Origin of the sequence: Pseudoalteromonas sp. ASV78 (assembly GCF_047806705.1) — a bacterium.
In the GTDB taxonomy this organism is placed as follows: domain Bacteria; phylum Pseudomonadota; class Gammaproteobacteria; order Enterobacterales; family Alteromonadaceae; genus Pseudoalteromonas; species Pseudoalteromonas prydzensis_A.
The window spans coordinates 1,161,237-1,173,323 of record NZ_JBLOPA010000001.1; the positions used below are offsets into that span (position 1 = coordinate 1,161,237).

At 42.7% G+C, this 12,087-nt stretch carries 13 protein-coding genes; 7 read left to right on the top strand and 6 right to left on the bottom strand.

Annotated elements, in window-relative coordinates; all coding sequences use genetic code 11:
* Positions 1–64 precede the first annotated feature (64 nt).
* Entirely contained in the window at positions 65–910 is an 846-nt protein-coding gene (locus tag ACMVDV_RS05265; RefSeq protein ID WP_416157433.1) for a TIGR02285 family protein, read from the top strand.
* Between the two features lie 37 nt (positions 911–947).
* Here the strand turns inward: ACMVDV_RS05265 and ACMVDV_RS05270 are convergent, their stop codons facing one another.
* The 5 genes from ACMVDV_RS05270 to rnm form a co-directional block, all read right to left on the bottom strand.
* Positions 948–1,526, bottom strand: coding sequence for a YceI family protein (locus tag ACMVDV_RS05270; RefSeq protein WP_304185476.1), 579 nt, complete (start codon positions 1,524–1,526; stop codon positions 948–950).
* A gap of 3 nt (positions 1,527–1,529) precedes the next feature.
* A complete protein-coding gene (locus ACMVDV_RS05275) occupies positions 1,530–2,084 on the bottom strand; it encodes a cytochrome b (protein ID WP_416157434.1) in 555 nt (184 codons plus the stop codon).
* 201 nt (positions 2,085–2,285) lie between these two features.
* Positions 2,286–3,113, bottom strand: a complete 828-nt coding sequence (locus ACMVDV_RS05280) for a segregation and condensation protein A (RefSeq protein WP_416157435.1) — start codon at positions 3,111–3,113, stop codon at positions 2,286–2,288.
* Between the two features lie 9 nt (positions 3,114–3,122).
* Positions 3,123–3,743 (bottom strand): L-threonylcarbamoyladenylate synthase, encoded by a 621-nt coding sequence (locus ACMVDV_RS05285; RefSeq protein WP_304185482.1) that lies wholly within the window; start codon positions 3,741–3,743, stop codon positions 3,123–3,125.
* Complete coding sequence (rnm, locus tag ACMVDV_RS05290) at positions 3,736–4,593, bottom strand: RNase RNM (RefSeq protein ID WP_304185484.1); 858 nt, start codon at positions 4,591–4,593, stop codon at positions 3,736–3,738. The genes ACMVDV_RS05285 and rnm overlap by 8 nt, the downstream gene beginning before the upstream one ends.
* A gap of 427 nt (positions 4,594–5,020) precedes the next feature.
* Between rnm and ACMVDV_RS05295 the strand changes: the two genes are divergently transcribed.
* The 6 genes from ACMVDV_RS05295 to trpA are packed head-to-tail and all read left to right on the top strand — an operon-like array spanning position 5,021 to position 11,666.
* Positions 5,021–6,589 carry an anthranilate synthase component 1 gene (locus ACMVDV_RS05295; RefSeq protein ID WP_416157436.1) on the top strand — a complete coding sequence of 523 codons (1,569 nt, stop codon included), beginning with the start codon at positions 5,021–5,023 and terminating at the stop codon, positions 6,587–6,589.
* Between the two features lies 1 nt (position 6,590).
* Entirely contained in the window at positions 6,591–7,205 is a 615-nt protein-coding gene (locus ACMVDV_RS05300; protein ID WP_416157437.1) for an aminodeoxychorismate/anthranilate synthase component II, read from the top strand.
* Positions 7,206–7,261: 56 nt separating this feature from the next.
* Entirely contained in the window at positions 7,262–8,290 is a 1,029-nt protein-coding gene (trpD, locus tag ACMVDV_RS05305) for an anthranilate phosphoribosyltransferase (protein WP_416159054.1), read from the top strand.
* Positions 8,283–9,647 carry a bifunctional indole-3-glycerol-phosphate synthase TrpC/phosphoribosylanthranilate isomerase TrpF gene (trpCF, locus tag ACMVDV_RS05310; protein ID WP_416157438.1) on the top strand — a complete coding sequence of 455 codons (1,365 nt, stop codon included), beginning with the start codon at positions 8,283–8,285 and terminating at the stop codon, positions 9,645–9,647. Before trpD ends, trpCF begins: the two co-directional genes overlap by 8 nt.
* Before the next feature lie 7 nt (positions 9,648–9,654).
* Positions 9,655–10,839, top strand: a complete 1,185-nt coding sequence (trpB, locus tag ACMVDV_RS05315) for a tryptophan synthase subunit beta (protein ID WP_304185489.1) — start codon at positions 9,655–9,657, stop codon at positions 10,837–10,839.
* Positions 10,836–11,666, top strand: coding sequence for a tryptophan synthase subunit alpha (gene trpA, locus ACMVDV_RS05320; protein WP_416157439.1), 831 nt, complete (start codon positions 10,836–10,838; stop codon positions 11,664–11,666). Before trpB ends, trpA begins: the two co-directional genes overlap by 4 nt.
* A gap of 59 nt (positions 11,667–11,725) precedes the next feature.
* On the opposite strand, the gene ACMVDV_RS05325 is transcribed toward trpA, so the two are convergent.
* Positions 11,726–11,995, bottom strand: a complete 270-nt coding sequence (locus ACMVDV_RS05325) for an HU family DNA-binding protein (protein ID WP_192540707.1) — start codon at positions 11,993–11,995, stop codon at positions 11,726–11,728.
* Between the last annotated feature and the right edge of the window lie 92 nt (positions 11,996–12,087).

Here is a 12,087-nt window from a genome sequence, read left to right on the forward strand (position 1 = left end):
TGCCACCCTTTCGCGAACAACTGCTACACTTAATCATACGATTCATTTCTGTGTGGTTGAATTAATGCAGTATGCTTTTCTTGTTACTTTTTCATTACTGTTAGTTAGCAGTCCTGTGCATGCTAAAACAATCAATTGGATAGTTACTGACTTCGCCCCTTACTATATTTTTAGCGATCAATATGCAGGCACTGGTCGTGATGAAAGTGTTATTACATTACTTGAGCAACAACTTCCAGCTTATACATTCAAGCGCACTATTTTACCATCGAGTCGAACCATTCAAGAGCTTACAAACCCTAATTACACCTATTGCATGTTGTCACTTTACCAAAGCCCACACCGTAAGCAGCATATCTACTTTAGCGAGCAAACTTCCACGGCTGGCCTGTCGCCTTCCGTTGCTATTCGTAAAGAGCTTGCACAGCAACTCAAACTTGATCTTAATAAGCCAGTATCATTAGCAGTCTTGCTTAATAAATATCAACTCGCATTGGGTATTTCTATGAGTCGCTCATACGGGGATACTATTGATTCGGTAATTAATAATAGTGCAGATGCTTCAATTATTATTCGCCCGGGGCGAGATACCTTAGCCAGTTTGACCTATATGCTGAAGAAAAGACGCGTTGATATTTTATTAGGCTATCCAAGTGAACATTATTATTTAGCAAAATCGATGGGATTTGAGGATGAGCTAATGCAATTACCGCTCACTGAAGCTGCTGAGCTTAGTTATGGTTATATTGGTTGTACTAGTAATAAACAAGGTATTGAACAGGCAAATGTATTGAATGCAGCGCTTGAGCAGGTAAAACAACAACCAGCCTACCAAGAAGTATTATTACGTTGGTTACCGGATAATCTAAAACCGATACTCGAACAGCGCCTACAAAAACGCCTCAACTAAGTGAGGCGTTTACAAGATCACTGAATTGAAAGTGATATTACTTGCGTACACCTTCAATGTACAAACCAATATCAACATGCGTAGACGCAGGACCTAAGTCGTAGTCGATACCAAAATCAGCTAATTTCAGGCTAGTTTCACCTTCAAAACCAACACGGTAACCACCCCATGGATCTTTACCTTCACCAATTTTATCGATTTCAAAGGTAATCGTTTTTGTCACACCATGAAGGGTAAACTCACCTGTTACATCAGCTTCATCGCCATCCTCATCAAATTTGATTGAAGTACTTTTAAATGTCGCTGTTGGAAACTTATCAACATTTAAAAAGTCACCGCCACGTAAATGCTTATCACGCTCAGCATGATTTGAATCGATGCTTTTAGTATCTATATTTACCATGATCTGTGAAGCATTCGGCTTAGCTGCGTCATAACTAAAGCTACCATCAAAGGTATTAAAGCGGCCATGTAACCAGCTGTAACCTAAGTGCTTAATTTTAAAGTTTACAAATGCGTGCGCACCTTGGGTATCAATAACATAGTCTGCAGCTTGTGCAGCCGTTGTACCAAACAGTGTTGCCGCAACAGCAGCTGATAAAAGTAATTTTTTCATTTATTAATCATCCTTTTGTGGTTTGATCATTCTAATTAAGGTTTTATCTTTATCGATAAAATGATGTTTTAACGCCCCAAGTGCATGTAATACCACAAGTCCTATTAAGCTACACGCCACATAGTAGTGAATTTTACCTGCAATATCTGCTTGATTAGCTACTGAAACATCAATTGCGGGAATACTAAATAACGTAAACACCTCAATCGAGCGACCATCTGCAGTAGAAATCAAATACCCTGAAATAACGATGATACAAAGTAACACATATAAAAATAGATGCGCTGTATGCGCTACTTTATTTAACACCGGACTGCTGTTTGATAAAGGTTCAGGTTGTGTTCCTAGCGCACGCCAAGCGAATCGAAATATTAATAGCGCTACAAGCGTAACTCCGACACTTTTATGTAAATCTAAAGAACCCTTATACCAACTATCATAATAAGTGAGTTCAACCATGTATAAACCAAGGCCGAACAAGCCAATTACCATTGCAGCCATGAGCCAATGCAATGCAATTGCAACAATACCATACGAAGATTTTGTATTTTTAAACATGTGTTACCCACTCCGCTATACAATAACAACAGCATAGCCCGTCCCCAGATAAAAGAAAATAGCGATAAACAAACAAGTTATGTGCGTATACGCACAGATGGGCTGAAAGTTAGCAAGTTAGCAAGTTAGCAAGTTAGCAAGTTAGCAAGTTAGCAAGTTAGCAAGTTAATCAATTATAAGCATGTATGAGCTCATCATTATTTAATTATTTTCAACTAAACCAATGTATATCTGCGTTGTAGGGTCCACTTGCAAACAGCTGATCAGGTTTTCTTTGATGAGTTCTAGCATGGCGATAAAGCTCACAACAACCCCACTGCGCCCTTCTTCTAAGGTAAAAAGTTCGCTAAACGCTAATTGTGTGCCTGCACTGGAGAGTTTCGCTAAAATCAAGCTCATGCGCTCTCGGGTTGACAGTGCTTCGGCGGTTATTTGATGATGCTCAAAGGTTTTAGCGCGTGCCATCACATCACTGAGCGCAAATAATAAATCCTTTAAATCAACATCGGGGAGTAATTGTGTTTGTTCATTTTGCTCTGGCACTAACGCCTCAGCAATGTATATATCGCGGCCAACTCGGGGCACTTCGTCAAGGTTTTCTGCCGCTTTTTTAAATTGTTCGTATTCTTGTAAACGACGAATAAGCTCTGCACGAGGATCTTCCTCTTCCTCCAGCTCTTCGTGTTTCGGTAATAATAAGCGCGACTTTATTTGTGCTAACAGCGCCGCCATCACTAAATATTCACCAGCCAGCTCTAACTGAAACTCACTCATCATTTCAACATAGCGAACATATTGTTCAGTGATGCTAAAAATTGACAGTTCTAAAATATCGAGTTTATGTTTTTTAATTAAATAGAGTAACAGATCAAGTGGGCCTTCAAAGGTTTCTAAAATAACTTCAAGGGCATCGGGGGGGATATATAAGTCTTCTGGTGCAGCGATGACTTCTTTACCATGCAAAAAAGCCAGCGGCAGCTTTTGCTGCGCCGGCTGTTGCGTAACGTTATCAGTGGGTAACTGCGTCATCGCGAGGTGTTATTCAAACGGTGCTGTATCACCACAGCCAACACGCAGTACTGCAACTGTATCTTCTGATAAATCAATCACTGTGGTTGCTTGCTCCGCTAAGTACCCACCATGGATAATCAAATCAACAAGTGGGCCAATGCGATCGCGTATTTCATCAGGATCCGATTCTGTAAATTGTTCGCCAGGTAATATAAGCGAACACGACATTAAAGGCTCACCCAATTCGGCTAAAATCGCACACGTGATCGGGTGTTCAATGACACGAATACCAATGGTTTTCTTTTTATCGTTTAATAATCGTTTAGGCACTTCTTTAGTACCTTTAAAAATAAACGTGTATGGCCCTGGTGTATTATTTTTAATAAGCCTAAACAATTGATTATCTACACGTGCATAAGTCGATAACTCAGATAAATCGCGGCATACCAAGGTAAAGTTATGGTGCTTTTCAATGCCACGTATGCGTTCAATACGCTCTTTTGCTTGTTTGTTACCTAAATTACAGCCTATTGCATACCCAGAATCAGTTGGATACACCACCACGCCACCTTGCTTAATAATATCTACCGCTTGGTTAATTAATCGTGGTTGTGGATTATCCGGATGGATATGAAAAAAATCACTCATGTGCGTCTCCTGCTTGCCCTTCCCAAGTTTGCCAAACGCCTTGGCAATCTTTTGGCAAATATAAATTTTTTCCTAATTCTAGCCAACTAGTAGGAAAATGAAAATCAGATCCTTGCGAACACAGTAAATCGTACTCGCGGCTTAATTCGCCTAAAAACTGTCGCTCACTCGGCGCTTGTTGTGGCTGGGCAACTTCCATTGCGTCCCCACCGGCCGCTTTAAACTGACTCAATAACTTACGCAGCCATTTATTCGACATTTGATAACGCCCAGGATGGGCAATAACAGCAACGCCTCCCGCGGCATGAATAGCAGCAATTGCCGTTTGCATATCACACCAATCACTTGGCACGTAACCTGTTTTTGCGCGTCCTAAGTATTTTTTAAACACCCCAGGTATTGTGGTTGCAACACCGCGAGCAATTAATGCGCGAGCATAATGTGCACGAGTTATTTGCGCATCTTCGGCAAGCGCTTGTGCTTGTTGATAAATACCAGCAAAGCCATTTTTCTCTAACCGAAGACCAATTTCGATTGCTCTATCAGCGCGCTTTTGTTGTTGTATCGTCAATAAGCTGGTCAACGTTGGCGCATCGATATCTACGTTTAATGCCACTATGTGGATCTCAAAACTTTCCCACTTGGTGGAAATTTCAACACCATTGATCAATTTAAGTGGTAATGCTTGGCTCTGAATATAAGCCTGTGCTGGTTTTATTGCTGCGGTGGTATCGTGATCGGTGATTGCAAACACATCGATATTTTTTTCAACCGCACGCAACAATAATTGCTCAACAGTGAGTTGCCCATCAGAATGCGTTGTGTGGCTATGTAAATCGTATTTTATCAAAAGAGAAGACTGCTCATATTAAATGTGCGAAAGTTGTTATTAAGTATAACAAAATTTTTTAATAAATTGTTTTAAATAAATACTTGACACTAATACTGTTGATACGGTTTACTGTAGCCACTTAAGACACACAAAGAACAAAAACAATGATCAATTCAATCCAAAACACTATCTGGTGGTGGCACTCGTAAATTATCGGGTGACGAATTGTCGTGTCTAACACATTCTAAACCCGCTTATTGCGGGTTTTTTTATATTTAAATTTTTGGGGTAACAAACATGAATAACGTAGCAACTTTTACACATCATTGGTGGTGGCGCCTGGTATAGCGGGACGGTAATGGTCTATCTTAATTTTATTTAAGTATCGTTATTCAAACCCCGCACAGCGTAGCTTGCGGGGTTTATTTTTTTGAGGGAATGAGCTTTGATTTTTAGTCACATAACAACAACGCCAGGTGAAGTCACCAGCATCACCGAAGTGCGAGAATATATTCACAGCCCATTGGCATTATATGGGTTACTTGATAAAGACAATTCACTGTTATTAGAGTCGGCTGAAATTGACTCGAAAGACAGTGTAAAAAGTTTAATTTTGGTTGATTGTGCACTGAAAATTATCTGTACTGGCAGAACAGTTACAGTGACAGCACAATCTAATAATGGCCAGCAATTACTGCCCTATTTGCAAACTAAACTCAACAATTGCCGTGCGCAATTAAACGGGCAAACCCTGAACATTGAATACCAAGGCACAGACAGCAACATTGACGAAGCGTCAAAACTGATTGCTGATAATGCCTTTAGCGCGCTGCGCAGTTGTATCAACAATATAAGCAGTACCACCAAAAATCCATTTTCGTTATTTTTAGGCGGTGTATTTGCTTATGACATGGTGGCTAATTTCGAACAGTTAAGTGAGGTGCCTGATGGTGAGAACAGCTGCCCTGATTATGTATTCTACTTAGCTGAAACCTTAGTGGTTATCGACCATCAAACCAAAACCACCGAGTTGATCGGTAATGTATTTAATGGCCCTGATGTCCATGCAAATTGCTTTGAAGTAGGTAAAAAGCTAGAGCGCTTAAATGTATTATGCGACCAAGCCGATAGCTTTAGTGCCGAGCTAAGCACTGGCAGCAGTGAAGTAACTGTTGATATTAGTGATCACGACTATTGTCAGCAGGTCAATACGTTGAAAAAACACATTGTTGACGGTGATATTTTTCAGGTCGTGCCATCACGGACATTTTCTTTAGCGTGCGCTAACCCACTGCATACTTATAGCCAACTGAAAAAACAAAACCCAAGCCCGTATATGTTTTATATGCGTGATAGCGAGTTTGCACTGTTTGGTGCCTCACCAGAATCGGCATTAAAATTTTGTCCGCAAACTCAGCAAGTAGAAGTGTATCCAATTGCAGGCACCCGTGCGCGAGGTAAGTTTGCTAATGGTCAAATCAACCCGGACTTAGACAGCCGTATTGAACTTGAATTACGTAATGATCAAAAAGAACGTGCTGAACACTTAATGTTAGTCGATTTAGCGCGTAATGATGTGGCTCGTATTAGCGTACCCGGTACTCGTCACGCCAAAGAGTTATTAAAAGTAGACCGTTATTCGCAAGTAATGCATTTAGTGTCACGGGTTGTTGGCACATTAAAGCCACAGCTTGATGCCCTGCACGCTTATCAAGCTTGCATGAATATGGGCACCTTAGTCGGCGCCCCCAAGGTCAGCGCCGCTGAACTGGTTCGTCAAACCGAAGGTAAGCGCCGTGGCAGTTATGGTGGCGCTGTTGGCTACTTAACCGGTGATGGCGCTATGGATAGCTGTATTGTTATTCGTTCAGCCTTTGTTAAAAATAATATCGCCTATGTGCAAGCAGGTGCCGGTGTCGTGTATGACTCAGATCCACAATCTGAAGCAAACGAGACCCGCGCTAAAGCACAAGCGGTGATCACAGCGATTCAATCGACTTATCAAGGACACTAAAATGAGCGCATTAATTAACCAGCTAAGCGATGTAAAAATCTACTTTTTAGATAATTTTGATTCATTTAGTTATAACTTAGTCGATGAACTTTCTATGTTGGGCAGCGATTTAGTGGTATATCGTAACAACATAGATGCGCAGCTGATTTTTGACAAAATGTGTAGCGAGACTAAAGCGGTTATTTTAGTCCTTTCACCAGGCCCTGGCACGCCCACAGCAGCGGGGTGTTTAATGGCCTTAATAGAGTTATGTAAAGGCCGCTTCCCGATGTTAGGAATATGTTTAGGTCAACAAGCGCTGACACAAAGTTATGGCGGTGTTATCGGTCATGCTGGCGAAACTGTCCATGGGAAATCATCCATTATTGAGCTGGGTGAACACCCTGTTTTTGCCGGAATGGGAAAACGTATGCCAGTGGCCCGCTATCATTCTCTAATGGCCACTAAAGTACCAGCGAGTGTAGCCGTGATAGCTCATTATGAAACAATTCCGATGGCAATTTATCACCACGACGATAAAGCGCTGGGGTATCAATTTCATCCTGAGTCTATTTTGACGCCAAATGGCGCAGCGCTACTTCAACAAAGTATGCAATTTTTAGCCAATGCACAGTAGTAGAGGATCGTATGTCAGTAAACCAAAAATCAGCCAGTGAGGCGAGCATTGGCGCAATGATTGATGTGTTATTAACGCAATCATCATTAAGCTTTAATCAAAGTCGGCAGTTATTTGATGCCATCATGCAGGGCAATGTAAACGACATTGAACTGGCTGCTATTTTAGTTGCGTTAAAAATTAAAGGTGAAGTAAGCGATGAAATCGCCGGCGCGGCAGCGTCAATGCGTGCCAACGCGGTGCCATTTACAACAACAGCAAGCAATTTAGCGGATAGCTGTGGCACCGGTGGCGATGGCTCAAATACCATCAATATTAGTACTACCGCGGCAATCCTTGCTGCGGCCTGCGGTGTCAATATGGTTAAACATGGTAACCGCAGCGTATCGAGTAACTCCGGCTCTGCCGATTTACTCAAAGCGCTGGGCATTAATATAGATATGACACCTGCACAAGCCGTTATGTGCTTAGAGCAAACCGGCTTTACCTTTTTGTTTGCGCCCCATTACCACAGCGGAGTTCGCCATGCGATGGGCGTACGTACCACCTTAAAAACCCGCACTATCTTTAATATATTAGGCCCATTGGCAAACCCTGCAGCGCCTGATGTACAACTGCTGGGCGTATATGACGAAAGTTTATGCCTGCCAATGGCGCAAACCTTAAAAACGCTCGGCACACCGCGTGCTATGGTCGTGCATGGCTCAGGCACCGATGAAATCGCCTTGCATGGTAAAACCACCGTCGCAGAGCTAAATAATGGTGAGATCACTCAATACACGCTGCTCCCTGCGGATTTTGGTCTTGCAAACTATTCACTTGAACAATTAGCCGGTGAAGGGCCAGAATATAACGCCAAGGCAAGTCGCGCGATTTTAGCGGGTAACGGCACTGACGCACACAATGCGGCCATCATTGTCAACGTTGCCGCGTTACTTTATTTAACCAATAAAGCCGACGATTTTAAAAGTGCAGCCATGCAAGTTAAAGAGGTTTTACAAAGCGGCCGCGCATTAAGCACATTAAATGCCATAGTAGAGCAAAGTAATAAAGCAGTAACAAATTCAGAGGTAACTAATGGCTAATGTATTAGACAAAATAGTCGCAGATAAAAAAATAGAGCTCGCAGCGCGTAAAGCCAAGCGCCCGCTTGAGAGCTTTAAACATCAAGCAGTGCCAACAAAGCGCGATTTTTATAAAGCCCTTGCAGCACCTGGCACGCAGTTTATTTTGGAATGTAAAAAGGCCTCACCTTCTAAAGGCCTTATTCGTGAGCCGTTTGATTTAGCCGAGATCACCGGGGTTTATAAAAACTACGCCAGCTGTATTAGCGTATTAACCGATGAAAAATATTTTCAGGGTAGTTTTGATTACTTAGAGTTTGTCCGCAGCCAAGTTGAGCAGCCATTGATCTGCAAAGATTTCTTTATTGATGAATACCAAATTTATATGGCACGCATTTATGGCGGCGATGCTATTTTATTAATGTTGTCAGTACTCGATGATGCGCAATATCAATCGCTTGAAAAAGTTGCAAAAAGCCTAAACATGGCAATCCTCACCGAAGTGAGTAACGAAGCTGAAGTACATCGAGCCCTTGCACTCAATGCGCAAATTATTGGTATTAATAACCGTGATTTACGTGATTTGAGCACAAACTTAGCAACCACAGAGGCACTACGAAAGCTAATTCCTGATAACAAAGTGGTTATTTCCGAATCCGGTATTTACACTCACCAAGATGTGAAACGCCTGGCGCCTTTGTGTAATGGCTTTTTGATCGGCAGTTCGCTGATGGCTGAGCGTGATTTAGAACGCGCTTGTCGCAGCGTAATTTTAGGCGAAAATAAAGTCTGTGGCTTAACCCGCAGCGAAGATGCCATTAACGCCTATAACAGCGGCGCGGTATTTGGCGGGCTTATTTTTGCGCCTAAGTCGCCACGTTATGTTGACCTAGATTGTGCCTTGCAAATTACCCAAAGCGCCCCGCTTGCCTTCGTGGGTGTATTTGTCAATGCCAGCATTGCTGAAGTCGTAGAGCACGCGCAAAGCTTAAAACTTGCAGCCGTACAATTACATGGTCAAGAAGACCAAACCTACATTAACCAGTTGCGTCCCTTACTACCAAGCAGTTGCCAGATTTGGAAAGCACAAGCCGTGCAAGACAGTTTGCCTGCGCCTGTTGATGGGGTTGATCGTCACTTATACGATACCCACAGCGATACACAAGCGGGCGGCACCGGCAAAACGTTTGATTGGTCAATTTTAGAACATGCCAGCAGCCCATTTATGCTTGCTGGTGGCTTAAATGCAAACAACATTCAAGGTGCACTATACCAAGGCGCTCATGGCCTCGACCTAAACTCAGGGGTTGAGCAAAGTGCCGGTAAAAAATGCCAAAACAAATTAAATGATGCGTTTATCAGCATCCGTAAATATTGAGGTTTCTATGAATAATCCAGCTTACTTCGGCGAATTTGGCGGCATGTTTGTCCCAGAATTGCTAGTCCCTGCGTTAAAGCAACTCGAACATGAATTTAATAAATCACAAACAGATCCGGCTTTTCAAGCTGAACTGGAAGAGTTACTTAATGAATATGCAGGGCGTCCTACACCACTGACATTAACGCGTAACTTAATTAAAAATCCAAAAGTAAAATTATACTTAAAGCGTGAAGACTTACTGCACGGCGGCGCTCATAAAACCAATCAAGTGTTAGGCCAAGCACTGCTAACAAAACGCATGGGCAAAAAAGAGGTTATTGCTGAAACCGGCGCTGGCCAACACGGGGTTGCCACGGCGCTTGCCTGCGCATTACTGGGTTTAAAATGTCGTATTTACATGGGTGCTAAAGATGTTGAGCGTCAGCAACCAAACGTGTTCAGAATGAAATTAATGGGCGCTACCGTTATTCCTGTCACCGCAGGCTCTGGCACACTCAAAGATGCCGTAAATGAAGCGCTGCGTGATTGGTCTGCAAATTACCAACAAGCCCATTACTTACTTGGCACAGCGGCAGGCCCGCACCCATTCCCTACTATCGTTCGAGAGTTCCAAAAAGTAATTGGTGAAGAAGCAAAGCAGCAAGTATTAAAAGCAGAAGGCCGCCTGCCTGATGCCGTACTTGCTTGTGTCGGTGGTGGCTCTAACGCCATTGGTATGTTTACTGATTTTATTGATGAACCAAGCGTTAAACTGATTGGTGTAGAGCCTGCTGGTAAAGGCCTTGATACCCATGAACATGGTGCAACAATATGTAAAGGCACCAAAGGTATTTTACACGGTACGTACACCTATATTATGCAAAATGATGATGGCCAAATCGAAGAGTCTTACTCAGTTTCCGCGGGACTTGATTACCCAGCGGTAGGCCCACAACATGCATTTTTACATGAAACGGGCCGCGCACAATATGTGGGCATTACCGATACAGAGGCATTAGAAGCATTCCAATTATTGGCTAAAAACGAAGGCATTATCCCAGCGCTTGAATCAAGCCATGCCCTTGCCTACGCATTAAAATATGCTGAGCAACAAACAGAAGACACCATTTTAGTGGTGAATTTAAGTGGTCGCGGCGACAAAGACTTAGCACACGTTATGGATGTACTTTCAAAAGGAGATCAGCTATGAGCCAAGCAACCCCGCTAAAAACAGATCGCTACGGAAAAATGTTCGCCGCATTAAGCGAGCAAAATCAAGGCTCATTTGTGCCCTTCGTGACCATTGGCGATCCCAACAAAGAACTCAGTGTTGAAATCATCAAAAGCTTAATTGATGGTGGTGCAGATGCTTTAGAGCTGGGTATTCCATTTTCAGATCCAATCGCAGATGGCCCAGTTATTCAAGCCGCGAACATTCGCGCCCTTGAGGTTAATATTAACACCCAAGATTGCTTTGATATTATTAAGCAAGTACGTGAATACAATGCTGATATTCCAATTGGTTTGCTGTTGTATTCAAACTTAGTATTCAAACGCGGTTTAGAGGCTTTTTATAAAGACGCCAAAGCGGTGGGTGTTGATTCAATTTTAGTGGCAGACGTACCGCTGCATGAATCTAAAATGTTTCGCAAAGCTGCAATGAGTAATGGCATAGACCCAATTTTTATTGCCACGCCTAACGCACCCGATGATACATTACGTGAATGTGCCTCTTATGGCCGTGGTTATACCTATTTGCTTTCACGCGCGGGTGTAACAGGCACTGAAACCAAGGCACAAATGCCAGCCTCTTCTATCGTCACTAAGTTAAAAGAATACCACAGTGCGCCTGCGTTACTTGGCTTTGGTATTTCTACCCCAGAGGATGTAAAAGCGGCACTCAATGCCGGTGCTGCGGGGGCAATATCTGGTTCTGCCGTGGTTAAAATTATTGAAGCAAACCTGAATAATCCTGATGCGATGCTCAGCGGTTTAAAAGCGTTTGTAGCGAGTATGAAAGCTGCAACAGCACTGTAAGTTATTGTAAAAATAAAAAGGGCCTATTCAGGCCCTTTATATTGGTTATGTTAAACGCTTCACACTCTGTCTTTCAATGCTTTAGCGGCTTTAAACACCGGCTTATTAGCCCCTGCAATTTCAATCACCGCGCCGGTTTGTGGGTTGCGCCCTGTGCGTGCTGGGTAATAACTCAAGGCAAATGTACCAAAACCATTAATTTGTACTTGATCGCCTTCCGACAATGATTGTGTAATAACAGCTAGCATGCTTGACAAAGCCGCTTGCGAATCTTTCTTGGTTAATTCACTGTGCGCTGACATAGCACTGATAAGTTCTGCTTTATTCATAAAATGCTCCTAAAAATACCACTTACTCAGTGACTGTTCAGTGGATCTTGGTAATGATTGATACAAAGGCACGCAGGCTAAGGGTTAGTAAC